Origin of the sequence: Lachnoanaerobaculum sanguinis, assembly GCF_033242365.1 — a bacterium.
Taxonomy (GTDB): domain Bacteria; phylum Bacillota; class Clostridia; order Lachnospirales; family Lachnospiraceae; genus Lachnoanaerobaculum; species Lachnoanaerobaculum sanguinis.
Genome location: NZ_BTHK01000013.1, coordinates 22,525 through 47,886 on the forward strand (window position 1 = coordinate 22,525; position 25,362 = coordinate 47,886).

Annotated in this window: 33 protein-coding genes and 1 tRNA gene; 3 read left to right on the forward strand and 31 right to left on the reverse strand. The window is 38.4% G+C overall.

Annotated features, from left to right (window positions below):
• Positions 1-31 precede the first annotated feature (31 nt).
• The 7 genes from SBH76_RS09480 to SBH76_RS09510 all read right to left on the reverse strand — a co-directional run bounded on the left by SBH76_RS09480 (position 32) and on the right by SBH76_RS09510 (position 6,403).
• Entirely contained in the window at positions 32-1,930 is a 1,899-nt protein-coding gene (locus SBH76_RS09480; protein WP_317977618.1) for an ABC transporter ATP-binding protein, read from the reverse strand.
• Entirely contained in the window at positions 1,930-3,675 is a 1,746-nt protein-coding gene (locus SBH76_RS09485; RefSeq protein ID WP_317977619.1) for an ABC transporter ATP-binding protein, read from the reverse strand. The genes SBH76_RS09480 and SBH76_RS09485 overlap by 1 nt, the downstream gene beginning before the upstream one ends.
• Positions 3,676-3,765: 90 nt before the next feature.
• Positions 3,766-3,849 (reverse strand) — tRNA-Leu (locus tag SBH76_RS09490).
• A 54-nt stretch (positions 3,850-3,903) separates the two neighbouring features.
• Entirely contained in the window at positions 3,904-4,260 is a 357-nt protein-coding gene (rplT, locus tag SBH76_RS09495; protein WP_007591881.1) for a 50S ribosomal protein L20, read from the reverse strand.
• 27 nt (positions 4,261-4,287) lie between these two features.
• Positions 4,288-4,485 (reverse strand): 50S ribosomal protein L35, encoded by a 198-nt coding sequence (gene rpmI / locus SBH76_RS09500; protein WP_007591879.1) that lies wholly within the window; start codon positions 4,483-4,485, stop codon positions 4,288-4,290.
• Between the two features lie 28 nt (positions 4,486-4,513).
• Positions 4,514-5,011 (reverse strand): translation initiation factor IF-3, encoded by a 498-nt coding sequence (infC, locus tag SBH76_RS09505; protein WP_007591878.1) that lies wholly within the window; start codon positions 5,009-5,011, stop codon positions 4,514-4,516.
• Between the two features lie 348 nt (positions 5,012-5,359).
• Positions 5,360-6,403, reverse strand: a complete 1,044-nt coding sequence (locus tag SBH76_RS09510; RefSeq protein ID WP_317977620.1) for an IS30 family transposase — start codon at positions 6,401-6,403, stop codon at positions 5,360-5,362.
• Positions 6,404-6,601: 198 nt separating this feature from the next.
• Between SBH76_RS09510 and SBH76_RS09515 the strand changes: the two genes are divergently transcribed.
• The 3 genes from SBH76_RS09515 (at position 6,602) to SBH76_RS09525 (ending at position 7,724) form a co-directional block, all read left to right on the forward strand.
• The gene (locus tag SBH76_RS09515; protein WP_317977621.1) at positions 6,602-6,856 is read left to right on the forward strand and encodes a hypothetical protein; all 255 of its coding nucleotides are present in this window, start codon (positions 6,602-6,604) and stop codon (positions 6,854-6,856) included.
• A gap of 30 nt (positions 6,857-6,886) precedes the next feature.
• Positions 6,887-7,108: a hypothetical protein gene (locus SBH76_RS09520; RefSeq protein WP_317977622.1), complete on the forward strand. Its 222-nt coding sequence runs from the start codon at positions 6,887-6,889 to the stop codon at positions 7,106-7,108.
• Between the two features lie 403 nt (positions 7,109-7,511).
• Positions 7,512-7,724 (forward strand): helix-turn-helix domain-containing protein, encoded by a 213-nt coding sequence (locus SBH76_RS09525; protein ID WP_317977623.1) that lies wholly within the window; start codon positions 7,512-7,514, stop codon positions 7,722-7,724.
• An 85-nt stretch (positions 7,725-7,809) separates the two neighbouring features.
• On the opposite strand, the gene SBH76_RS09530 is transcribed toward SBH76_RS09525, so the two are convergent.
• The 24 genes from SBH76_RS09530 to SBH76_RS09645 all read right to left on the reverse strand — a co-directional run bounded on the left by SBH76_RS09530 (position 7,810) and on the right by SBH76_RS09645 (position 25,362).
• Positions 7,810-8,238 (reverse strand): phage holin family protein, encoded by a 429-nt coding sequence (locus tag SBH76_RS09530; RefSeq protein ID WP_317977624.1) that lies wholly within the window; start codon positions 8,236-8,238, stop codon positions 7,810-7,812.
• An 11-nt stretch (positions 8,239-8,249) separates the two neighbouring features.
• The gene (locus SBH76_RS09535; RefSeq protein WP_317977625.1) at positions 8,250-9,164 is read right to left on the reverse strand and encodes an endolysin-like domain-containing protein; all 915 of its coding nucleotides are present in this window, start codon (positions 9,162-9,164) and stop codon (positions 8,250-8,252) included.
• Between the two features lie 66 nt (positions 9,165-9,230).
• Positions 9,231-9,413, reverse strand: a complete 183-nt coding sequence (locus tag SBH76_RS09540) for a hypothetical protein (RefSeq protein ID WP_298053765.1) — start codon at positions 9,411-9,413, stop codon at positions 9,231-9,233.
• A 77-nt stretch (positions 9,414-9,490) separates the two neighbouring features.
• Positions 9,491-9,769, reverse strand: a complete 279-nt coding sequence (locus SBH76_RS09545) for a hypothetical protein (protein ID WP_317977626.1) — start codon at positions 9,767-9,769, stop codon at positions 9,491-9,493.
• 10 nt (positions 9,770-9,779) lie between these two features.
• Positions 9,780-10,991: a hypothetical protein gene (locus tag SBH76_RS09550; protein WP_317977627.1), complete on the reverse strand. Its 1,212-nt coding sequence runs from the start codon at positions 10,989-10,991 to the stop codon at positions 9,780-9,782.
• Between the two features lie 3 nt (positions 10,992-10,994).
• A complete protein-coding gene (locus SBH76_RS09555; protein WP_317977628.1) occupies positions 10,995-11,903 on the reverse strand; it encodes a phage tail-collar fiber domain-containing protein in 909 nt (302 codons plus the stop codon).
• Positions 11,904-11,912: 9 nt separating this feature from the next.
• Positions 11,913-12,464 carry a phage tail protein I gene (locus SBH76_RS09560; protein ID WP_317977629.1) on the reverse strand — a complete coding sequence of 184 codons (552 nt, stop codon included), beginning with the start codon at positions 12,462-12,464 and terminating at the stop codon, positions 11,913-11,915.
• Positions 12,457-13,614 carry a baseplate assembly protein gene (locus SBH76_RS09565; RefSeq protein WP_317977630.1) on the reverse strand — a complete coding sequence of 386 codons (1,158 nt, stop codon included), beginning with the start codon at positions 13,612-13,614 and terminating at the stop codon, positions 12,457-12,459. Before SBH76_RS09565 ends, SBH76_RS09560 begins: the two co-directional genes overlap by 8 nt.
• Positions 13,601-13,915 (reverse strand): hypothetical protein, encoded by a 315-nt coding sequence (locus tag SBH76_RS09570; protein WP_317977631.1) that lies wholly within the window; start codon positions 13,913-13,915, stop codon positions 13,601-13,603. Before SBH76_RS09570 ends, SBH76_RS09565 begins: the two co-directional genes overlap by 14 nt.
• A gap of 8 nt (positions 13,916-13,923) precedes the next feature.
• Entirely contained in the window at positions 13,924-14,319 is a 396-nt protein-coding gene (locus SBH76_RS09575; RefSeq protein ID WP_317977632.1) for a phage tail protein, read from the reverse strand.
• A gap of 8 nt (positions 14,320-14,327) precedes the next feature.
• Complete coding sequence (locus tag SBH76_RS09580; protein ID WP_317977633.1) at positions 14,328-14,627, reverse strand: hypothetical protein; 300 nt, start codon at positions 14,625-14,627, stop codon at positions 14,328-14,330.
• Positions 14,628-14,635: 8 nt separating this feature from the next.
• Positions 14,636-15,670: a phage late control D family protein gene (locus SBH76_RS09585; protein WP_317977634.1), complete on the reverse strand. Its 1,035-nt coding sequence runs from the start codon at positions 15,668-15,670 to the stop codon at positions 14,636-14,638.
• The gene (locus SBH76_RS09590) at positions 15,657-15,887 is read right to left on the reverse strand and encodes a tail protein X (RefSeq protein ID WP_317977635.1); all 231 of its coding nucleotides are present in this window, start codon (positions 15,885-15,887) and stop codon (positions 15,657-15,659) included. Before SBH76_RS09590 ends, SBH76_RS09585 begins: the two co-directional genes overlap by 14 nt.
• Positions 15,888-15,896: 9 nt before the next feature.
• Positions 15,897-18,953 carry a phage tail tape measure protein gene (locus SBH76_RS09595; RefSeq protein WP_317977636.1) on the reverse strand — a complete coding sequence of 1,019 codons (3,057 nt, stop codon included), beginning with the start codon at positions 18,951-18,953 and terminating at the stop codon, positions 15,897-15,899.
• 129 nt (positions 18,954-19,082) lie between these two features.
• The gene (locus SBH76_RS09600) at positions 19,083-19,436 is read right to left on the reverse strand and encodes a phage tail assembly protein (RefSeq protein ID WP_298053734.1); all 354 of its coding nucleotides are present in this window, start codon (positions 19,434-19,436) and stop codon (positions 19,083-19,085) included.
• Between the two features lie 11 nt (positions 19,437-19,447).
• Positions 19,448-19,975 carry a phage major tail tube protein gene (locus tag SBH76_RS09605; protein WP_317977637.1) on the reverse strand — a complete coding sequence of 176 codons (528 nt, stop codon included), beginning with the start codon at positions 19,973-19,975 and terminating at the stop codon, positions 19,448-19,450.
• Positions 19,976-19,977: 2 nt separating this feature from the next.
• A complete protein-coding gene (locus tag SBH76_RS09610) occupies positions 19,978-21,438 on the reverse strand; it encodes a phage tail sheath family protein (RefSeq protein WP_317977638.1) in 1,461 nt (486 codons plus the stop codon).
• A gap of 11 nt (positions 21,439-21,449) precedes the next feature.
• Positions 21,450-21,746 carry a hypothetical protein gene (locus SBH76_RS09615; protein WP_317977639.1) on the reverse strand — a complete coding sequence of 99 codons (297 nt, stop codon included), beginning with the start codon at positions 21,744-21,746 and terminating at the stop codon, positions 21,450-21,452.
• A complete protein-coding gene (locus SBH76_RS09620) occupies positions 21,743-22,219 on the reverse strand; it encodes a hypothetical protein (RefSeq protein WP_317977640.1) in 477 nt (158 codons plus the stop codon). The genes SBH76_RS09615 and SBH76_RS09620 overlap by 4 nt, the downstream gene beginning before the upstream one ends.
• Entirely contained in the window at positions 22,219-22,833 is a 615-nt protein-coding gene (locus SBH76_RS09625; protein ID WP_317977641.1) for a hypothetical protein, read from the reverse strand. Before SBH76_RS09625 ends, SBH76_RS09620 begins: the two co-directional genes overlap by 1 nt.
• Complete coding sequence (locus tag SBH76_RS09630) at positions 22,830-23,165, reverse strand: hypothetical protein (RefSeq protein WP_317977642.1); 336 nt, start codon at positions 23,163-23,165, stop codon at positions 22,830-22,832. The genes SBH76_RS09625 and SBH76_RS09630 overlap by 4 nt, the downstream gene beginning before the upstream one ends.
• Before the next feature lie 5 nt (positions 23,166-23,170).
• Positions 23,171-23,482 (reverse strand): hypothetical protein, encoded by a 312-nt coding sequence (locus SBH76_RS09635; RefSeq protein WP_317977643.1) that lies wholly within the window; start codon positions 23,480-23,482, stop codon positions 23,171-23,173.
• Positions 23,483-23,491: 9 nt separating this feature from the next.
• Positions 23,492-23,818, reverse strand: a complete 327-nt coding sequence (locus tag SBH76_RS09640) for a DUF2190 family protein (protein WP_317977644.1) — start codon at positions 23,816-23,818, stop codon at positions 23,492-23,494.
• 17 nt (positions 23,819-23,835) lie between these two features.
• A complete protein-coding gene (locus SBH76_RS09645; RefSeq protein WP_317977645.1) occupies positions 23,836-25,362 on the reverse strand; it encodes a phage major capsid protein in 1,527 nt (508 codons plus the stop codon).

Sequence of the window (25,362 nt, forward strand, 5' to 3'; positions counted from 1 at the left end):
TACAGGTCTAAAAATATATACTACATTTTTATTATACCACTTTTCCCGTATAAAGTTGATAATATCTTCCCTTTTGTTCCAATAAGCTTTCATGTGAGCCGCGCTCTATTATTCTACCCTGCTCAAGTACCATTATTACATCCGAGTTTTTAATGGTTGAGAGTCTGTGGGCAATTACAAATGTAGTTCTTCCTTCCATCAATGAGTCCATACCGGCCTGTACAAGCTGTTCTGTTCTTGTATCAATTGACGAGGTAGCCTCATCCAAAATAAGTACAGGTGGATCTGCCAAAGCCGCCCTTGCAATGGAAAGTAGCTGTTTTTGACCTTGTGACAGATTTGCACCTCCCTCATGAAGGAATGTATTATATCCGTCAGGAAGTCTTTCTATAAAGCCGTCGGCATTTGCAAGTCTTGCAGCCGCTCTACACTCCTCATCCGTAGCATCAGGACGTCCGTATCTGATATTTTCCATGACGGTATCTGAGAAAAGATTTGTTTCCTGAAGAACCACACCCAAAGATCTTCTAAGGTCATCTTTTTTTATCTTTTCTATGTTTATACCGTCATATCTTATCTTACCGTTTTGAATATCATAAAATCTGTTTATAAGATTTGTTATTGTGGTCTTACCTGCACCTGTAGAACCTACAAAGGCAATCTTTTGTCCCTTGTTTGCAAAGAGATTTATATCATGTAATACTATCTTTTCAGGTACATATCCGAAGTCGACATTTTCAAATACAATATCTCCTTCAAGTTTTGTATATGTGATTTCGCCGTCAGAATGTATATTCTTCCATGCCCAAATACCGGTTCTTGATTTTGACTCCGATATATTTCCTTTGCCGTCTATTTTTGCATTTACCAGTGTAACATAGCCTTCATCTTCTTCTACAGCTTCATCCATAAGTGCAAATACTCTCTGACTTCCGGCAGCCGCCATAACTACCGCATTGAGCTGTTGCGATACGGTCATAAACGGTCTGTTAAATGCTTTTACCAGTGAAAGGAATGCGGCTATAGTTCCTATTGTTACACCGAAATGACCGTTTATAGCCAGATATCCTCCGACTACGGCTATTACTACATAGCTTAAGTTTCCTATTTGTGCAACTATAGGCATAAGTATATTTGCATATCCGTTTGCTTTTGAAGCAGCCACACAGAGATCTTCATTTATACCCTTAAATCCCTCTATGTTCTTATCTTCATAGTTGAATACCTTTACAACCTTTTGTCCGCTTATCATCTCTTCTATATATCCGTTTACTTTTCCAAGAGTAGCCTGCTGTATACCGAAATATTTACCCGAAAGACTTGCGGCCTTACCTGAAGCCTGTACGGAAATAATAATCATAATAACCGATACCACCGTCATCATAGGGCTTAAAATAAGCATTGTTACAAATACGGCAACAAGTGAAATCAATGCTTCCACCAGCTGTGGGAAGGATATTCCTATAAACTGTCGCAATGTATCCGTATCATTGGTGTAGATTGACATGATATCACCATGTGAATGTGTATCAAAATATCTTATAGGAAGTTTTTCCATATGTGCAAAAAGATTTCTTCTTATCTCACGCATGGTTCCCTGTCCTACATTTACCATTATTCTATTGTATGTATATGCGGCTAACACACCGGCTGTAAATATACATATCAGTTTACCTATCTCAATTGCAAGCGGAGTAAAATCAGGATTACTTTCTTTTGTAAGAGGAATTATATAATTATCTATAATATCCTGCATAACGGAAGCACTCAGAGAACTTACTACCGCCGATATCAGTATTCCTATAATTACAATAAAGATACTTTTTTTATAGTTCTTTAATACAAGTGATATTACTCTTTTCATGCTGTCACTTGCAACAACCTGTATAGTTTGATTTATACCGCCTTTTTCTCTATTTATTCCCGACATTATGCACCTGCCTTATCAAAATCCGCATTGCCTTCAGACTGCGCATTTGCTGTGGATCTGTAAATCTCATTAGTCTCAAGCAATTTTTCATGTGTATCAAATCCGACAATCTTACCGTTATCCATTACAATAATCTTATCAGCCTCTTTTATGGATGATATTCTTTGAGAGATAATGATTTTTGTAGTATTCGGTATCTCTTCTTTGAACGCTCTTCTTATCTTTGCATCTGTAGCGGTATCTACAGCAGATGTAGAGTCATCAAGTATCAATATCTTAGGGTTTTTAAGCAGTGCTCTTGCAATGCAAAGTCTCTGCTTTTGCCCACCTGATACATTGCTTCCGCCACGCTCTATCCATGTATCATACTTTTCAGGCATTCTTTCTATAAACTCATCCGCACAAGCAAGTTCACAGGCTCTCTTTATCTCATCCAAAGTAGCGTTTTCATTTCCCCAACGAAGATTGTCGATTATACTGCCTGAGAAGAGTACATTTTTTTGTAATACCACACTTACCGCATCTCTAAGACTCTTTATATCATAATCCTTTACATTCTTTCCGCCCACATATACTTTTCCCTGTGTGGCATCATAAAGTCTTGGAATAAGATTTACCAAAGATGTCTTTGAACTGCCTGTACCACCGATTATTCCTATAGTCTGGCCTGATGCTATATGAATATTTATATTTGACAGTACAGGCTTTCCGATACCTGCTTTATATGAAAAGCTTACATTATCAAAGTCGATGCTGCCGTCCTTTACCTCTTTAGACGCATTTTCCTTTGACTTAATATCACTTTCCTCCTGCAAAACTTCAGCAATTCTCTTTGCACTTGCTTCAGATAAAGTAATCATTACAAATGCAAACGAGAGCATCATCAGGGATATAAGTATACTCATTATATATGAAAAAAGAGATGTAAGTTCACCTGTAGTTAATGCTCCGGCTACAATTCTTTTTGCACCGAACCATGACAGCGCAATTATGCAGGCATATATTGTAAGCATCATCAAAGGATTGTTTAATACAACAAGTGATTCCGCCTTTACAAACAACTGATATAAATTTGTTATAGCCTTATCAAACTTGGATATTTCCTTATCTTCCTGTACATATGATTTTACAACTCTTATACCTGAGATATTTTCCTGTACATTTGCATTCAATGCATCATACTTTTCAAATACCTGATTAAAGAGTTTAAAAGCTACGGCGATTATAAGAGCAAGGGCTGTAGCTAAAAAGAATATGGCAACAAAGAATATAACAGACATATCTTTTGATATAGATACAGTCATAATCAAAGCAAAAATAAGTGTGGCCGGAGCTCTCATCAACATTCTAAGTATCATTTGATATGAATTTTGGACATTGGTTATATCTGTAGTAAGTCTTGTAACAAGACTTGCACTTGAAAATTTATCAATATTTGAGAAGGAGAAATTTTGAATATTTCTAAACATACCTTCTCTCAAATTTTTAGCAAATCCTGCTGAAGCATTTGCACCGTAAATACCCGCGGCTATACCGCATATAAGCCCAAGAACGGCAAGCGCTATCATAATTGAACCGTATTTTATTACCGCATTGAAATCATTAATTGCAACACCTTTATCAATAATAAATGTCATCATATACGGTATAAGTAATTCAAATATTACTTCACCAATTATAAATACAATTGTGAGCAGGGAAGCAAGTTTATATTCTTTTATATATTTTGCCAGCACCTTTAACATATGTTTTCTCCTCTCTAATATAAAAAAAAATTGCACATAATGTACAATCTTTTAAAACGAAATACCTCTAAATATTCAAGATAAATTTCATGCAGAAAAAGGGACTTGAACCCTCATGATATTGCTATCACACGGACCTGAACCGTGCGCGTCTGCCAATTCCGCCATTTCTGCTTATAACGCCACGTAAGATTTACTTACGTGGCAAGTATAATACAATACTAATTATTATGCAAGCTTAGATTTTGCAACTTCTGCCAACTTAGCAAAACCTGCAGCATCATTTACAGCCAACTCGGCAAGCATCTTTCTGTTCATATCAACGCCTGCAACCTTAAGTCCGTGCATAAGCTTTGAGTATGAAAGACCGTTGATTCTTGCAGCCGCATTGATTCTTGCGATCCAGAGCTGTCTGAACTGTCTCTTTCTCTCTTTTCTACCTGCATAAGCACTTGCTAAAGCTCTCATTACAGACTGCTTTGCAATTCTGTACTGCTTTGAACGAGCTCCTCTATATCCCTTTGCAAGTTTTAAAACTCTATTATGTCTTTTCTTTGCATTTAAAGCACCTTTAACTCTTGCCATTTAAAAACCTCCTAACCCTTTGTCAACTTATAGATATGGTAAAATTTTCTTCATAACTTTTGCGTTTGTAGCATCTGTTACGATATCTTTTCTAAGATTTCTTTTTCTCTTTGTTGACTTCTTAGTTAAGATATGTGACTTATAAGCTTTGTTTCTTACAAGCTTACCTGTTCCTGTTTTCTTAAAACGCTTCGCTGCTGCTTTGTTTGTCTTTAGCTTTGGCATAATGAATCCTCCTTTTATTACAATATCTTTAAGCCTTCTTTGCTGATAAAAACATTACCAAACTTCTTCCTTCTGCCTTAGAAGGTTTGTCAATTGTTGCCACATCTGAAAGAGCCTCGGCAAAATCATCCAAAATATATTTTGACTTGAACATTCTTGCCATCTCCCTGCCTCTGAATCTTAGAGTAACTTTAACTTTGTTTCCCTTTTCCAAGAATTTTCTGGCTGAACCGACTTTAGTATTAAGATCATTAGTGTCAATATTTGGAGATAAACGAACCTCTTTTACTTCTATTGTCTTTTGCTTTTTCTTTGCTTCCTTATCTTTTCTGGCAAGTTCATATCTGAATTTACCATAATCAATAATTTTACAAACAGGGGGTTTAGCTGTCGGAGCAATAAGAACCAAATCCAAGCCTGCTTCCTCTGCTTTTTCCCTTGCCTCATTTATTGAAACTACACCTAACTGTTCACCCTCTGATGAAATAAGACGAACTTCTTTAGCTTTAATCTGTTCGTTAATCAATTGTTCGCTAATACCTTTATACCTCCATTTTCTTTACCAATATAAAAAGGCAGATAGAAAACTATCCGCCCAAATAATCATTTAATCAAAAATCAAAAAATGCTTATATGAACCAAAGTCACTCCTGTGCTAAGGTGAGGCGAACCTGCTTTCTTTCAACGTGTCTATACTATCAGTTTTCTTTTTGTTTGTCAATAAGTTTTTTTGTTTTTATGGATGTACGTAAAGTCAAGCATTAAATGCAAAACTTTTAATGCTTTATTTCTTTTCATCTTATTGCACTAATCTCTCTTTTTTTATTTTGAATTAAGAGACACTATCTACCCATATCATTTTTATTTGCCTTACTTATGCTATTATTTTCTTTATTTCATCATTAAAAACTTCTATTGCAGACCGACCTTCAAACAATTTTCTCGGATAGTTGTTAATCCAATCTTCTACTGTCTGAATATCAGAATCTGTCATGTGGTCGAAGTTTGTTCCCTTCGGAATTTTTCTCCTGATTAGTTTATTTTGATTTTCATTGCTACCTCTTTCATATGAGCAGTAAGGGTGGCAGTAATAAATTTTTGTTCTGTCACTATCTAAACAGCGACTTGATTTTTGCATTCTTTCCCAGTCAGCAAACTCGGAGCCATTATCTACAGTTATAGTTTTAAATATATCATTAAACTTCTCACCCCATTTGGCTTCTATTTTATTTAAGCTTTCACAAACTTGTTCTGTGGTATGCTCCTTGAGCAAACAAATTATTTCTATTCTGGATTTTCTCTCTGTAAGGACCAACAAGCTGTGCTTGCTCTCACCTCTTTTTCCAATTACACTATCCATTTCCCAGTGACCGAACTCTTCACGAGTATCTATTGTTTCCGGTCTCTTTTCTATACTTATTCCTCTGACTCCTCTTGATTGTCTTTTTATTTTTCTTACTTTCTTTTTTCTAATTCCCTTTACCGGAAGTGTCTTGTTTGTGATTCTTAAAAATATACCTTTATCTATGTAGCTGTATAAAGTTGGTTTGCTTATAGTGGTTTTAAACTGCAGACCTTGCGTTGCAATCTCTAAAAGAACAGCTTCAGGAGAGTATCCATCATCCGCTATTCTATCTTCGATATAACTTGCTAATTCATGATCACACCCTATTTTCAGTTCCGGTCCTTTTGCCTTTAAATTTGCCTTATATTTTTCTTCAGCGATATCCGGTGAGTATCTTTCTTCTTCCGTCAGATCTGAATTGGTATGTGTATATCGTCCTCTTTTTAATTCTCTGTAAATTGTACTTATATGTACACCGATCTGATCAGCTATCGATCTCCGACTAATCCCTGCTTTTTCAAGTGCCTCTATTTTTAGTCTATCAAATCTACTTAATTGTTTAAACCTTCGCATATCACCACCTCCAATTAACTCTAATATTGTTACTTAAAGTTATAAAAATCAATACTTATTTTTATGAAATAACCAACAAACATATCACCAAAACGTTGATTTAAGTTTGTACATTATTAATGTTATATATAACTTGAAGTTATATTCAAGTCAAGGTAAGATACACGAACCTAAAGGATTGAAAAGGAGATATTTATTATGAAATGGGTAGTTATTATGGTTGGAAATGGAACGGATGGCGATCCTGAAAATGGATTTCGAGGACCATCATGGTTTAAAGACCTTATCGAAGCGAATTGCGAAAATGAGGCAATTAAAGCTGCAGAGGCTGAGTGGAATGACTCATGTGAGCCTAATCGCTTTAGTTGCTCCGGTGCAGAAGTTGCAACCAAGGAAGAAATTGCCGAATACAATGAGATGCGTAACATGTGGGAAAATCCACCATTTGTGTAAAAAGGAAGATATTATCAGGAGGATTCAGCAATGAAAAAACAAGGAAGTATCACAGGGTTAGCGCAAGAGGTTTTTATGGAATACGTAGAAAAGAGTAGCGCATACGATTTTACAATAAACCAACTACTAATTGATATTACAAATGAATTTAATGCTGTTTATGACAGTGCCGACGTTGATTTTACTATTGAAAGTTTACCTTTGACCGCTCAAGAGGAATTTATAAAAAGAGCATTTCAACTTGTAGTGTAGTCTACTATATGCCTTGCTGGTGGGTGGTTAAACCAGATTTTATATTTCATCTGATATATAGAACTTATTTTAACTCTAAGCCACCATTGTTCGGTCCCAAGTCCGGAATGAAAAAGTGTGAGGGGAGCAAGAATTATGCCGTGTCTGAGTGTTGGTTGACAGGTTTGACTGGTTTTTAATGTGAAAGCCTTAAAAGTAGGAGGAGTTATTGGCACTGCCGATTACCTATTGCAACTTGTTGATTTTGTTTCCTGCTTTGCAGAGGAAGGTTAGGTGATGTGTAGTTAGAAACGATGCTTCTACCAATGAGCAGTATCACTGGTCACTCTATCCATTCGAGTGAAATCGAAGGGCGACATGGCTTAATTCATTTTTATTGTTTATGAAAGGGTACATTTAAATTATGATTCAAAAAGACAAATTATTAGGAATAATGCATGCTCATGGTGATAAGTGCAAGGATTTGGCAGAAGCCATCGGCATGTCAGTTCCAAACTTTTCAACTATCTGGAATGGCAGAAGTGAGTTCTCTATAAAATATATTCGTAAAATTGCAACTCGTTATAATTTATCAGCAAATGAAGTGTATGAAATCTTCTTATTTCCGGGGAAATAAAAAGTTATATAATATTTTAATGCAGGAATAACAAAAAGCCTTGCACTGGAAGAGTGCTATCACTCCCAGGCAAGGCCTTTTTAATTTATTTCACTACATCTCCATCGGAGCTTTTCTTTAAAATATCTATAGCCTTTGCAATCGCTACCGGAATCGGAATTCCCATCAGTCCAGCATTCTCTATGATTGAAATGCTTTCATTTACTATGAATGCTATTATTACAGCATCCTTTATGTACGTAGTCTGCATCACTATATCAAGTCTGACCGCTACTAAAACTATTAGAAGAGCTACTCCCTTCCTACATAGCCCCTTGAACCCTGCTCTGGATTCAAGAGCCCCATTCTCCGACTTCTTGCTCTTCTTGAAAATTCCAGCGACTATTAGTCCTGTGACATAATCAACTGACATAAAAATCATAAGAGTGATAAGGGCATCACTCCATCCTCCAAAGGCCATGGCTATAAATCCTCCCACCAATCCAACTGCTGAATATAAAACACTTGCTCTCATAAGCTCCTCCTTTACTTTACTAATTGATACTTTGACAAGTCAGGATCCGTGGTGTCAAATTCTTTTTTATATTCACCATCTGAATCCACCCAATAATACATATTTTTATCCTTGCTCTTAATGTATGAGTTTCTCGCCATAAGGCCTGACTCCTGTAAATAGTAACTCTTGCCGTTAAGGTCCACCCATTGACCACTCAACATAGCTCCGTCTATATTGAGATAGTACCAATCTCGTCCTTGTTTGAACCACCCGACTATCGTGTAGCCTTTCATATCAAATACATACCAGCGACCATTTATCAGCGACCAACGGCCTGCAATATAACTGTTCGGACTATCTGCATACCACCATTGTCCATTATGATTTTTATTCCATCCAAGCTTAAATGCAGGCTTTTTTTGTGTCTCAGCACTTGCCTTTACTCCATTTTCAAGTGCAATGGCAGTATGGTGGAATTCATACAACAGTACGTCTCCTCTTCGTAAATACTCATCGGTAATAAGATACTTAGGTGCTTCAAGCAATTCAAACTCACCTGTCTTTAACAATGCAGCAGCTTCATTTCCTGTGTATATACTTCCGGACAACTTCACGCCTGCCACATTCACACAAACCGCCACCAGAGCCGAACAATCAGTTTCACAAGGTCTATTTACTGCTTTTATATCCCAGCCATTTGCTTTACAAAGATCATATAAAGTGGTTCGCTCATACTGATCATATCCAATATTTTCGTTTCTGCACGCATCCTCCATTGCTGCCGCTATCCTTCCTGCGATTGCAGAATTTTTTGGTCTGAGAACTTTATTCCACGGGCGATTATACCACTCTCTAATCGCCACTTCCTTTTTGTCCTGATCTCCTGCCATGCCTCCACTATACTTTCCACGCTCATCACGGCTTGCTTGTCCAATTTTAATCATGGTTTAATCCTTTCTTAAAATCTAAAATAAAGAAGCACCCTGTTGCCAAGGCACTTCTAATTACTTTTAGTCTGCATTTGAAGGTGTAGCAGGATGCTCCTGAGCGTTCCCTTCAATATCTTCCCATACGCCTAAATCAATAGCGACCTGCTTAACATATAACTTTAATCGCTTAGGTACATCTGAATAAGTGCACTTTCCATCCAAAATCAACTGTACATAAAATAATGCTAAATTTTTAAACTTCATATCTCTTTCTTTCCTTTCTGAAAAACAAATAATATAACCTAATAATATGTATAGCTTTGTACATAGCCATATCATTGTTATTTACCACTCTCTTCATCATCGCCAAATTGAGACGCTATCATTTCCATCATTGCCTTCTCAAGCGTAGTTATTCTGCTACTGTTTTTAGCGGTTTCACTGATAGGATTATCTTCAGCAATTATAGAGTGTTCTTTCTTACTGACATCTACACTTACTAAAGTTTTCCCACTCTCCACGTCAAACTCAGCTATTTTCATACTCTCAATATCTAACGGAAGCGTAGTTGAGAATACAATTTCTCCGTTATTTCCATTGTAAAATACCGTATATTTCATTTATATCTCCTTATGTAGCATAATTTCCAGCCCACTGGTGGCTAAAGCCTTCTGTTATCAGGAAATTCATTGACAAGTTAAAATTCATTGTACCTCTATATTTTAATCTAAAATCATTGAATCCATTTCCTTGTCGCTCTAGCAGTCCATAGAATATCCCAGCTCCAATTTTAATTTCGAATGATGCTCCGTTATCAAAAGTTGAAACAGCTATAACACAAGGGCAAGCTCCTCCATTCGAGTTTTTATAATATCCATCAGGTGCAATTCCCCAAACTATAACTTTCATAAATAGCCCGTTGTATTGTAGAAACTTATTAGGAATATGAATCTCCTTCTCTACAGTATTTACAGTTAAGTTTAAGTGTGTGTCTGATAGCCATGTAGGACTTATCAAATCAATATAATCCCTTGTTCCTGTTATGCCGTTAATGTTTATATTCTTTACTAAATTCTGAGGATAAAAATTTGGACTTGCTAGAAAAACATAGCTCGCATCTTGTATAAAGTGTTTATCCGGTATTCTTGTGACAATACCTCTGCCTCTATTTGCACCAGAAGAGTCATCCCACACAAATCCCTCACCATTTAATGCAGTGATAACACCACCTGTGGTGCAAATCCACCGTGGTATCGATCCTTCAAACTTTATTCCCTGCTGGCTTGAAGCAGTTTGCCATTGCAACACTGAATCTGGACCAGCTGTACCAAAAGCTTCTGCAGGTATATCTACATGTGGATTATTATCTTCTCTAGCGTAGTAGGCATTGCCATGGCCTAATATAGCCCAAAACTTTCCTCTCATTGCATCAATTCCCCACCCACTAGAAGCATTAAGGCTATAATCATTTACCTTGGTATCTATAATTTTAATATTGCCTTTTACCCCCAGATAAGTAGCAGTTTCAAGCATTTTATCTGCCGCTAATTTAAGTAAACTTTGAAGTTTTTCAAAAGTCACCCATACCCAAGGATTTCCGTTGTTTCCATGATAATATCCTTCAGGTACTACTACAGATATTCTTGAATTCACCCAATCAACAACATCAGGCCTCGCAACAATATCACCTGCTCCTCTGTTCGGAATAATCCCTTGGACAATCACATCATCGCTATCTGAAGTGATTGTCCTGTATCCTTGCAAGACCTGTGCCTTAGAGGCTGTTACATCACTTGATGTTACTCCCCCGGAACCACCTTTCATTAATATTGCTTTTGCCATGAACTACCTCCCTTTTACTCCAAGCAGCACATCTACTTCAGGTCTTTTCCTGAAGCAAGAAACTATCATATATCCGTCATAAGTATCTATGCGGTCTATGCAGTCATAGGACTTCCACAGCCTTTTAATGGTATTTGCATCAGTTGTTCCGTTATTAATCAAGTGACTCACTATCGGAGTGTCGGTTGACTTCATCCCCAGCATTTCAATTCTCAGAGTATATGGTGCTGTTTGTGTGAATGCATTTGCTCTCATCCATACTTCTGTAGTCTTACTTAGCATGTTGATCACGAATTTAAGGCCTGCCACTAAAGCACTTAATGCACTCTTGATTGTTCTTTTTGCACCTATTTCAGTTATGTCTGTAATGGTTGTATTTTCAAGCCACCCATCCGAAAGAACGGCCTCTGCTATTACTCCACTATCTTTGTCTATAAATCCTTCTATCTGCTGTGTGGTAGCATAGACTCCTTCAGGTACAGTATACGAGAATCGTATTTCGCTTGCTCTTGATACCTTCAGATACATTTCAAGAAGTATTGATGCAGGTGAACTTGCCTTGCTTGGAATAAAATCTGCATTTATAGCTGTAGCTATCGCAATCAGTTTTTCTGATCCATCAATCTCTGCGTAGACTCCATACTCTGTGATATCATATCCGACTGTAATATCATCATTTGTGATTAAGGTTTGTATTTTTACCGTTGTATCATCAACCAATTTTACATTCTTTATTGGGAAGCTATTTTTGAAGCTTTTAAGTCCGGTAGCATTATCTAAATTTTCAGTTCCGGTATATGCTCCATTCCCGGCTTTAATGCTTTGAAGTTTTAAGAATTGCTTACTGGCCAGTGCATTGTTGATTGCACTTATACCTGTGTTGGTGACCACGGTTTTTCTAAAATTTGCCATTTATCCTCCTTATTTGATTACTGTTTTCGCAGTTTGTACCATCCCAATACCGACATACAAATCCATATCCAGTTTGCAACTTTGCTCAACACTTATAAGCGAAGAACTCATGTTTTTTATCTTAGATATAATTTCTTGAAAATAACTAAGGGATGAATCATTTAATTTTGCTGATGTCAGTATCTTAAAAGTACCTGGAGCGCCACCAAAGTTAAACCACTCAACAACCTCTCCTTCGCCAAGAACTGTATCAATAAGCTCGTTTACTGCACCTATTGTTCCTGCTTTTTGATGCCATATCAATGAACTTTGAACAAGCTTTCTTTTTGTCTCAATAGGCAAATCATTTTTATAATACTGAGTTCGGGACTCTAATGCCATCAAATCGAGGAGTTCATCATCCATATGTTCAATATCTGCATACAGCACTGTTTGAGCTGATGTAACAATAAGCTTTGCCATTGCTTTTTTATATGCATAGCTTATCGCTGCAATATCAGGATCTGAAGATAGTAGGTATGGCAAGACTGAAGCAGGCTCTCCATCTTTGTACTTAATCATTTTCAAGTCCTCCATATGTCACCGACTGAGCTTCCAAACTTGCGACAGAATCCTCATCAACAATTGTAAAAACAGGCGAAGTTATATCTACCCTTTTTGCCCCTGCGTTTAAAATTTTCTGCCTTAAAACATCCGGGTTTATATCTCTACCGATTTCACTTTTCTGCCAATTTATGTAATCATTTATCGCTGCTACAACATTTAGCTGAATATTTGCCGCTCTGCTTTGATCACTTGAATTTACATAGTAAGTAATATTGATAGAATATGTTTTCTTTACAGGTGCAAGAACTTCTATGCTGTCAGTAAGCGGTTTAATACTTGGACTTGATAAGTATTCCTTGAGTCTGGCAATAGACTCGCTTTCAGGGATAGCTCCATTCTCAAGTAAATATCTCACCCTTACCACTCGTGGACTTGGACTTGTAATCCTTACACTGCTTACACCGGTATAAAATTGCCTTACAAAGTACTCATATGAATCAGCAGAGCCTGCAGATGAATATGCAGCAGGAGCCATATATATCCTTTGCCTTAGTGACTCATCTGATTCTATATCTGCTCCACCTTCAGGCTTGGTAATATTTTTTGCCTCATCAATAAAGGCTATAATATCAACTAATGTGTTAAGGTCACCTATATCGTAGTTGTTTGTCATTTGTCCAACGCTTGTACATGTTGCAGGAATATCTACACTTAGACTTCCTGCAGGTATCTCTGAATATTCATCTGTTGCGAAGTATACATTATCGCCTGCTGTCACTCTTGTACCCTTAGGTATACCTATAGCAGATGTCCTTTTTGACTTCATAGCAAACCTTATTGTTGTCGTGGATCCTGCTGCAGGCTTTCTATGAATATGTTTTATAGCACCCAAATTTTCAAGATACTCACCTCTACTATACTTAAGTAGCCCCATCTTTCCTGCATCATCCATGTACATATATCCTTGGTATATAAAGTAAGCACCTGCAAGAAGTATTATCCTGCGCTCATCAGCCTTTCCAAGTACAATATCTTTCCCGGTAAGTTCTTTATATTTTTCTTTGAACCATGAGACCATATCATCTGCAAGCTTTTCCATTGTGTAATTTTTTATAAAGGATATTTCAGGATAATCAATTACCCCTTTTAAGCTAGTATTCTCCATTCCCTACACCTTTCTCCAGATATACTTTTATTTTTGTTTTTCCATCTTGGTCATGAAAGAAGTCAACACTACTCACAGATACTCTAGGTTCAAAAGATTCAACTTTTGCAACCATATCAGTCACTATGTCATTCTCAAGGTCAACGGCAATTTTAGAAACATTATCTATTGAAAGTCCTAAGCCTCTAAGTAAAGGCACAGTACCTTCAGATAGTCTGAAGATATTATTCAAATTTCTAAGAATATCTTTTATTTCGATGTCCTTTAGTTCATCTAAAAATTCAAATTGAATCTCATTCATCTCATCTCCTATCTGTACTCAGTCATAGTGACATCAAACTGCGCACTTAACAGTTCACCTTTTTGGAGCACAACTCCAAAGCTTTCAGATACATTTGTAATCATTGCTTTTGAACAGATATTTCTTCTTCCAATGACAAGTGGAGCAATAACTCCAGCTGACATATAATTTACCAGCTTTTTTTCAAGCTTTTTCGGAGACATACCTCTTGTGGCTCTTACCTTTATAGTAAATGTAATTGACTGTAGATTATTTCCGAGTAGCTCAACTAAAGGTTTACCGCCTATTACCTGATGCAGTGTAGTTCTAATTCCAAAATCTCTTTTAAATCCATTGAATGTAAGGATTCTTTTATCACTTGTTTCAAATTTAAGATAAGGACCCCAGTTTCCAATCTTTGCCATTTATCCTCCTACTTAGCAATGATTTCTGCTAAAGTTATGCTTCCTGTTGAGTCGGTAAAACTTATAGCACCATCGTTTACATTGATTGTTGCAGTTGGATCATCACCTGCATAAAATTTCCCAAGAACTACTGCCATGGAATTGTCATTGCTCATGTGGGCAACCACTACAGCATCATCCTTTTCGAATGTCTGTTTTATCCCTGCAAAAGCCAATACCGGAAGCTCTGTGGTTGTTTTTCCTGTGTCAGGATAGGTTACAGATACTCCACCGGTTCCAATACTGCTTACAAATCCTATTCTTATCATAGATCCTCCTATAACCTTGTAAATATTCTGTAGGCACTGACTTTCATTTTATGCCCGGAACCTCCTGAAAGGTCATGACTTACTTTTGTCACATAGTATTTACCATCAATGCGCCCCATTCCTTTAATCTCTATATTGCATGAAGCAACTATGTTTGCATTGCCCAAGGCTGTGAACTCCAATGTCACTGCCTTTTCGTTTTCAGCATTTACTTTTGCCTTTGCAGTTCTCTCAGCTTCTTCCTTGCTATCGGCTTTTTCATTCAGAACAAGGATTCTTGGTTCTTCGCCCACAGTAACAGATATTATCTTTGTTTTTTCTTTTTTGTTCTTAGCCTTTTTATCGACCTGAGTGTATGATATTTTTGCACCGGTATATGTGCCGATTAATGTTGAATTCCAACTCCAGTCCTCAAAGTCTGTCTCTGAAAATGTAGCCGTTATCCCTCTTGCCTCATACATACTCTTATCAAAAATAACAAGTCCCTTTTTATATATCTTAATAAATAGACCTTGATCACTGCATAGCTTTGCTATAAATTCACTATCAGATTGTTCTTCCTGATCTACTTTCTCAATTATCGGTTCACCTGCCCAGAAGTAAAGATTCTCCATTCCATACTTGCTTTTTATCTCTTCAGCAATCTGTTTAACAGTTACCTTTTCCCAAGTCTTACTAACCTTTCCAGTTTGGAATCCCAGTCCTGCAGGCAACGATACTCCTTTTATGCTACATTTATGTCCACTGCTTCCACCTGAATATGTAATATCATCTATTGTAAAGTTTCCGCAATGATACAATTGATAGATACTGTTATTTGTCATGTTATGAAAGAATATTGTCACATCCAAATCATGTTCTTTTTCCGGGACAAAGCCTTTTCCCAATGCCCACTCCATATTTCTATCACTAAGATTTATAGTTATTTCATCAGCATTGCCAGAGTCATTATCTGTATAAGATAATGACTCACAACGACTTGAAAGACCAACTTCAACTCCATCATATAATATCTGATATGTTACCCTCCTAGCCTTTTGCATTTAGCATTGCCCTCCATGCTGGATAATCACTTGGGACAGTTTCACTTATTGCAAACTCTTTATCGGGGACAATGAGTTCCACTCCTGCAGGAAATACGAAGTAATCAAGTTTATCTCTATTTAAATCCATAATCTTATCACACATATATTCATTCCCATACAGTTCATAGGCGATCTGGTCCCAAGTCTGACCTTGTATTGTGACGTACCTCCTCATTTCAACCTCCTAGAACCTTGTTCTTCCCTTATCCTTCATCCACTGTCTCATGAGCTTGTCAAATTTATCCTGCGACATCTCCTCGGCTTGAATAATATCCTCTTTTGATACCGAACCCTCGAATTTGTACACCGGTGCGTAATTTATTGACACCGCTCCACCATCTCCACTCGCTCCTGCTACTGCATATCCGGAGGCAGCTATTCTATCACTAAGAGTTGACAGAGGAACTCTGCTCGCCCCCATCTGGGAATCCTCAATGCGTTCTGCGAGAAGTTTTACAGATGCACCTATTGCACTGTCGATAAATCCTCCCATTTTGTTCCACAGATCTGATAATGGAAGAATTGCTTCGGCCCCCGCTTCACCGCCAACCATAGCATTATTCCCATTTATTCCAAACATTGTAGGACTGGTCATTATTCCACCATCTTTGTACCACTCAACCCCCATTGTTGGAACTTTTGGAGGCATAAGACTAAAGTCTCCCTTGATAGAGAAGTGTGGCATCTTAAGTTTAGGGAGCTCCCATTTAAAGTTGAAGAATCCTTTTATCGCATTTACAGCACCTGATACAATGCTTTTTGCCGCCTCCAACTTTTCGCTAAATGCATTTTTTATTCCATCAAGGATTCCAACAACAGTACTCTTTGCTCCCTCTAAGTGAGTAGTGAAAAAGTTTTTTATTTCAGACAACTTGCCATTTGTGGCTACATTTACTGCACTGAGAGCTCCAATCACAACCCCCTTTATTGCATTAAGAGGTGCAAGTGCAAGTGAGCTCAACGCTCCAAAGGCTCCTGAAAAGATACTCTTCAGTCCTTCAAGAGCCTGTGACCAGTTCCCGGTAAATACTCCTTGTACGAAATCTATGACACCCTGAAAGACCTGCTTAACCCCACCGATAACTCCATCTATTGTCGCTTTCCATCCATTAAAAACTCCTTCAATGAATGCAAAGGCGACTGGGAATTTATTCTTAAATCCTTCTATAGCATTTCCGATAGATTCCTTGATTGCATTAAACTTCTCTCCAAGCCATGCTCCGAGTTGCCCTGCTTTTTCTTTCACAGTATCCCAGTTCTTCCAGAGTAGAACTCCAATAGCAATTATTGCACCTATTGCCAGAATCACTAAACCTATTGGACTGGTTAGGAAAGCAAATGCCGCACCAAGAGCCCATGTAACCCCTGCTCCGATTGTTGCCGTAACATTCCACACTGCGTGTGCTGCCGCAAGAGCATATGTTTGAACCACGCTTGCCGCCTTAACTATTGCATCCTGAATATACATAGCTTTTATAGCAAGAGTCAGTGCCATATCCTTGGCCTTTGCAATATTTAATATTGTAAGAGCTTTTGCCGCAGAATAAACTCCTGTAACAAACTTATAAAACTTTACCGCTGCTACTGCAGTTCCAATTGCTGTGATTGTAGGAAGGAATCCATCCCATTGCACGAATGCATCAGCTACATCTGTCACACCTCCGACTACTTTAAGCAGAGCGTCAGTAATGTTAGGAATAGCCGTTTCTGCTATATATGTTATCGTAGGCTTTGCATTATCAAAAGCTTCAAGAAACTTCCATTTCAAATCACTCAAAAGATCCAGAATAACATCAAATGTATGTTCATTTTCTGCTATTTTATCCATCACATTACCAATCGCATTTTTCAAAGTTCCTATGAGAAATCCTGCAACTTCTTGCCCTTTACTTATAAAATCCTGTGCAACCTCTATGGTGCTTTTTACCGACTCAGGCAGTTCAATTCCGAAAGTATCGCTCATCATATTGCTAAATGAATCTATACTTCCCTCCCCACCTGTGAGCGTAACTAAGAAGTCCATAACGCCTGAGGACATATTTCCAACCCCGGTCATAAAATCATCTATTGGAAGCTTGTTTATCATTCCAACAAAGTTTTCTGTGATTTTAGGAATAGTATTGGATAGCCCATCCATTATTTTAATAGCATGTGGTCCAAAAGCCTCGACCATAGAAATTTTAAGATCACTTATTGCACTTCCAAATCTTGCAACTGCACCTTTTAATGTGTTAGTAACTCTAGCATCCATCGTATCAAGTGCACCCGAAGAATTATTAAGATTATCTGCCAATGCATCCCATGCCGAAGCCGCACCATCAGCTCCTTCTTTTACACCATCCAGTAGATATCCGAACTTTGAATAATAGTTTGTTCCTGCGATTGCAGCCATGTAGCTGTTTTTTTCCTCTTCAGTTAATCCAGCCATAGCCGTATTTAACTCGATAAGGATTTGACGCATATCTCTCATATTGCCTGCGCTATCATAAACAGCAACGCCAAGGTCATTGAACGCAGCCTTTGCTGCATCTTTAGTTGAAATACGAACCAACATAGAATTTAAGGCAGTACCTGCCTCTGCACCCTTTACACCGTTGTTCGCCAGTATGCCAAGTGCGGTTGCCGTCTCCTTAAAATCCATACCTGATGCCCTTGCAGCTCCACCACACCCGATCATCGCATCCATCAAGTCTGCAGATGTAGTATTTGCTTTATTATTTGTCATAACTACTACATCAAGGTATTCCTGCAGTTCATCTATGCCGACTCCCATTGCACTCATTGAGTCTGTAACCTGATCACTTGTAGTTGCCAAGTCTGCCTGCGTAGCTTCTGCCAGTTTTAGAACAGGCGTGAGTGCTTTCGTACTGGTCTCAACATCCCAGCCTGCAAGTGCCATATAACCAAGTGCATCAGCCGCCTCAGAGGCGGTGAAGGTGGTAGCTTTTCCTGCTTCTCTTGCAGCTTTTGACAGCTTTTCATATTCACTTTCAGTAGCACCGGCTATACCTGCTGTATTCGCCATTGACTGTTCAAATTCAGAATATTCACTGACCGCATCTCCGATAAATTGTCCAACCTTTATTGCAGCAAAAGCTCCTGTAATCATAACAGCCGCTTTTTTAGCCATTCCTGCAAGGTGGCTAATTCCATCTTCTGTCATGCCAAGGCTCTGCTTTAGAGAATTCTCAACTTTTCCTGCTATGCGAATGGCCAGCTCTTGTTCGTTGTTCCCTGCCAATTTCCCCCACCTCCTCTGCAATTTCTATTAATTCAAAAACAGACAGGGATAGAAAAAAATCCATCCCTGTCTGTAAAGCCATAGCAAGTTGTATGGCAAGTTTTCTTAATTTTTTACCATCATCAGGTCTTATCCCTCTCCGTAAAAAAAAGAGGTTACCCTGTTCTTCACCTTAATTGCATCTTTAGGATGCAGAGACTTAAAGAATTCAACCGGAATCTTTGTTGCTCTCGCTGATATGATACAAGCATATTCAAGGGACATCTCAGGCAAAAAGGAAAAACTGCCACTCTTTTCAAGTATCTTATTTGCTGCAATCATATCTGTTGCACTCATGTTTTCTAAGCCACTCAAGTCAAGCTCTTCATACTCTCTATCTTCAAAGGTATACTTACGTGAGAATTTAATAATCATAGAGGTGTCATTTCCTGACACCTCACCCTGAGAACCTTCTACATTAACTACTTTATTTTTATCAGCCATATTTATCTCCTTTAACACTGACTTCTTATCTTAGCCAGTAAATCCTTATCATTAACCTTGTACACATTGTTCAGCTTATCAAGCTCAATTCTCTTCTTTCCATCATGCTCTATCATGATGTATGCTACTTCTACAGTAACAGAAGCATCCATTGTTCCGCCCTGTTTAACAGTTCCACCTGTAAGCTTCTTTTGTCTGCCTCTTATTACTACTCTCATTCCCTTTGTGTCTATGCCACCGGTTCCCTTTACTGTGTATTGCTCACTTGCTCTTAGAGTTAAGTCAAGAGTTTTTGTCGGAGACATAAGCTTGAATGCATCCTCATCAAGTATTCTGAAAGGGATCTCTATTTCCATACTTCCAAATGAACCGATTACAACCTCTTCAAGCTCACCAAGTATACCGGGACCGCTTAATGTCTCCGTAGTTCCTTCAAAGTCAGGTAGAGTTATCTCTCCCGTTAATCCGACAAGGGCTGTACCTTTGTAGTAAAGATTAAAATTATTTATTACACCGGGTATTCCAAGTACTCCTGCCATAATTAGTTACCTCCTCCATTTAGTGCTGTAGCCAACATCGTTGGATCAAATTCAAGGACATTCACGATATTTTCTGCAGGTACATAAGGTGCAAGATATTGGTGGAATTTGATTTTTCCATTTAAAATATCTGTGATTTGATTGTCCTTTTCATCAAATACAATTTTTGCACCTGCACATTTGCTCTGAGACACATAAGAATTACCTCTAATGTTCTCACTATCAACAATTGATTCAATCAAGCGGTAATTTGCAGGATCGTCAACCTTATGGAAATAAGTCAGAATAAAGCTGTTGCTCCACCATGAGAAAAACCTTCTGCAACAGAACCATCTATCCTTAGGATCTGTTATCCCCGGATATGCTGCAGTATTATTTCCCCAGCTTCTCCATCCGCCAACATTAATTGCAGTAACGATTCCCTCTCCATTAAGAGCTCCTGCCTGATCCTGATCAAGTACTACTTCTGTACCGTCATCAAGAACCATTCCTGATATTCCAATCAGTTTATTTGAAGGTGAGAGATTTGGAACATCATCATTTGTGGCATCAGTGTATGCCACCAGTGCGGCAAATATCGCAGAGTATGCATATTGCTTTGTACCAACCTTGATTTGCGGCCAAAGCACCACGCTGTGCTTATTTGTATACCCATGCTGCTTTTTCCATGTACCGACATCAGTATATTTCTTTGCCCCTGTTGATGTGCAATCAACATCTATAACACATTCACAGCTAAATACACCATTTATTTCTGTACACTTAGCACCGAGGACAACTCCTACCTCCGGTATATGTGACCATCCTGGAGCGAGCAATAATCCGGGGACTAATCCGAACTTAGGATAAACCTGTCTTATCAGCTCTATTCCTGTCTCCTTGTCTGTAGCAGCATCGTATCCGCCCACCACATCTTTTGCTCTTACAGCGGTAGGATCTATGCTCGTAGATTTTACTGTTAGAGAGCTTGCAGATGCATGCGTACTACCCTCTATTAGTGATATCAGCACTGATCCATCCTCTGAGAAGGTTGCAATGTAATCCACATCCTTTTTGAGAATTGCAGAGCCATTCTTTACAACTAATGTGTCAAGCAATACACCTGCTGTTTCAATTTTTGCCTGCTTAGCTACAACATTAATTGGTCCTTCAGGATTATCCTTTTTGTGCTTTTTAGGATCCAAAACATTTATAAATATAATCGGTGCAACATTAAATACCCTAAAACTTGCATCCATACTTTGGCAGAGCGTATACTTTTTAAAGTCATCACTATAACCAAGCTTAGATACAGCCTCTGCAAAACTATACGCAATTAATGGTGTATTTGTAACACTGTACGGGTCCTTTGCTAAGTTGACCGGTGCAGTACCTACAACTACCTGCAGTCCTGCTGTACTTGTAATTGGAGCAATAATGCTTGTGGCCTGCTCCTCAACTCTAATTCCGTGATAATAAGTCATTGCTTATCCTCCTATTTGTAATTGGCAACCTTTTCATATAATGAAAAAGTTACACCTGTCTTTGTATCAATATCTCTTAGTGCGACAGCTGCACTTTCTATTGGAATCAACAAGCCTCTAATTGCAGGCTCCTTTTCAATTGCAGCCTTTAGAGACTCTGTCAATCCGTTGTTCAACACTGTTCCATGACTTGCCACTCCTACAATGGTAGGACCAACATACATCAATACTTTCTCATCCTGTACAACTGCCTCTGGCTCATTGCTATCCACCTCAGTTACCACTGTATTTTTTTTTGATTCACTCATGTGTATTTATCCTCTTTTCTTATAGTAGCCGTTCTAAAACTCATGCTGATAGCTCCAAAAAAATAAGGGAATGACTCCTCTTCCTGGAGAGCCCATTCAAAAGGGTGCTGGTCGTCATTTAAAAACATGAACTGTTTTGACAAGATAGGATTTTTTAAAAATCTCTCTTCAATTTTCTGTATTATTTCTAGCAATGTCGTATGACCATTATTATTCAAATCATCATCAAAACATCCGAGAATTAACATTACCTGAACTTCTTGTGCTTCTACCCATCCCTTAACTTTTCCTTCTAAAACTCTAACAATAATATATGGGACTGGATCCGGGGCATCCTCATCTTCTCGAATTGGAAGATTTTGAGCATGTATATTTAACGGCCCATACTTACCAAGAGAATCCTTAAATAAATCTTTTTCAAAAATACCACTGATATCTTTCATTAATTCTTTTTGAAGATTTCCTGCAGTCATTACCTACCTCCAAGTATCCTATTCGTTTCCCTGCTTATATGTTTTTTTAGGCTTTCCTGTATCTTAGGCTTTACAATCCCATAAACTTTCGCCTCGTTCCCAATCATTCTAGGAATTGAAGGACTGTAAAACTCCTTAAGCTTAGTTGTGTCCCCACCGGTTCTTCTCCTCTCGGATATGCCTTTCGTGTATCTGCCGGGGGGATCTCTTCTAACTACAGCTGTATGTCCTGAATGATACTTCACAACAAACGCTTTCAATTTATCGTTCAATGACAAATCCTTTAAGGCTCCATCTTTGTACAGCTTACCCCTTGCACTTGCTCCTCCGCCATGTCTCCTATACTTAAAGTCTGATAAAGCTGTAGCCTTACCGGTTATCTTTAAAGTCGCAACAAGATTTGAAGCAGTTGCATTTTTCTGCCTAATTGCTTTTTTAAATCTTGGAGATTTTACAGCGTATGTCTCTCTCGCTTTATCTGCCAGAGCTGTCTTTGCGTCTCTGGCAGTAGCGTTTAAGGCTTTTTTTATAACATTAGGCACTTGATTTTCAAACAACAAAAGTTTTGCTCTAATCCTTGATACATCTACTTCATCAACTCCGAACTCAATCATTTGCTTCTATTTCCCTCCAATGTTATCGTATAAAGGCCATACTCATCTGTAGAGTCAACAACTAAATAGCGCTTGCCATCAAGCATGATTTGCCTTCCGATTGCAGGCAACGGTCCGAAGTCCTTCGCTTTCACATAAATCAGCTTTTGCTTAACATACACCCCATCCATATTAGACTTCGCTTTCTTTTCTCGCTCTATAACTTCGTTGTCATCAATCTGAATCGGCATATCCCTTCCATCCACATTGTGGATATCTGAAAATTCCGAAGTATTTATAAATATGTTATCAATGTCCTGATTTATAATTTCTTTGAATGACTTTCGTACCATTATTCCTACTTTCTTGCCCTGGCAGTTGTCTTTGGAACTATTCCCACAAGATTTTCATCTGTCTCTGCACCTACCGCATCTCCGACAAGCCCTGCCTCTGCAGACATAGGAATTGCCTTTGTAGGCGAAACCACCTCTGCTTCCACTACACTATCTGCAGTGCCATCCGACTCGATTCCTTCATCATCTACCCACTCTGCAGTTTCTGCATCAATCCAAGCTTTCACCATATCAGGATCATTTGCAATCAACTCCTCACCTACTTCATACTGCTTTGACAGATAAAGTATCGGATATTTAGCTATAAGCTTCTGCATAGTGACCTCCTATCCGATTTTTACTTTGATAGATGTAGCACTTGCTGCTGTATCCTCTGCCGCATAACCTGCCACTGCATTGCTTCCTGCTGTCTCAGTTATTCCGTTTCCATCAAAGTATACCGTTGTACCCATTTTGATTTCATTTGTTCCTGTCTTTTTAAATTCGTATACACCTGCTACATGAAGAACTCCTGTCGCCTTAGGATTAATATCATCACCTGCGATACCAATCCTTGTTCCGATTTTTACAACAGTACCAACTTCAATCTTGCTGCTTCCGGTATTTGTATAATCGAGAGCCTCACCTCTCTGAAAATATGTAGCACTTGCCATTGTTATTTACCTCCTTTTTATGCCAGTGGATCGCCAACCACTATTCCGTTGTTCCTAACCGCACCTCTCCAGTCCATAACTGCAACACCCCAGTCAAGATATATATCCCAAACGAATCCAAGCTGTCCTGGTGTTTCCATTCTGCGTATAGTTGGGATTTCCTGCCCGTTGAGGTAATCAACTTCAATAAAGTCGGTATCATCCTGATGTCCGATTAAGAACCAAGGCATTGTCTTTCCATATCCACCGCAAAGCGCATTAATTGTAGGCTCTTCCACAATTTCGATTGAACTTGCATATCTAAAGAGCGGATTGACTGCCTGAGTGTTACCTGATGTGTTGATTGTCGGACTGTTAAAGATTGTAAACACATCAAATCCCATTCCTGACGGAACAACGAGTGTTGCCGGTCTCACAATTATTGCATCTCCAAACTCATCCAACTGACCCTGAAGAGCCAAGATCATCTTTTGCATTGACTCTCTTGTTATTCCTGTCCCTGTTGCCAGAACATTCTTGTGGCTGTTTGAGAAGAGCGGAGTTCCATCATATATTGCCGGGTTTTTAAGCAAAATGTTGTAAACCTGCTTATTTATTGTTTTTCTTGCACTAGCAGCATACTTAGCAGGAATTTTAGTTACAAGATCGATATCATCATTGATAAATGCCTGCCTTGTAAGGGTAAACTGTCGACCATATGTCTTGAGCTTTCTTGTAGGACGCTTTACATCATTAAATGTATCATGCTTAAGCTCACCTCCCTCGGGCACCTCAAGAAACTCTCCTGCAGGTCCTGCCAAGTAGTTATTATCATTTGTCTTAAAATCCTTTAAGCTTCCCTTTTTTGTCCATCTGTCAAAAGTTACAGCAACAGTCTTATGTCCCTCTACATATGCCTTATTAATGGCATTGTCTAAAATTGCCGGGAATGCAGCAGTCGGATTATAATACTGTCTCTGAAGCATTCCAAAAAGCTCATCAGATGTTCTTCGATTTAAATTGCCATCTCCATCTCCTGAAAGACACTCAATAGCCAAGTCACGAAGAGACATTCCCATCATCTGCCTTGATCCATCAGCAGGATTGTTGAGGCTCATTCCACTTCTAAGAAGCAATGCATCAGCAGCCGCCTCTCTGAATTTATCCTCTGCTGTTTTGATTACATCAACACCTCTTGCCGCAATTGGAGCACCATTCTTTCTTACATGATCAAGAGCAGCCGCTCTCACAGCATCAACAGTTGCCTCCCCATCAATGTATGGCTTCGCATCCATTCCAAACTCGCCACAAATATCTGTGATAGTTCTTATTCTGTTTCTCTCATCCTGAAGTGCTCTCTGAACATCAGTATTTGAATCCGCACTTCCAGTCTCTTCATTCTGCTCCTCTGCTGAAATCTCTACATTTAAAGTTTCAATTTCCCTTTGAAGAGAATCAAACTCAACCTGCTCTTCTGCAGTCAAGTCTCTTCCTGCATTCTTTGCAGCATTAACTATTTCCTGCTGCCTTGATAGCTTTGCCTGTCTTTGTGCTTTCTTGTTCAT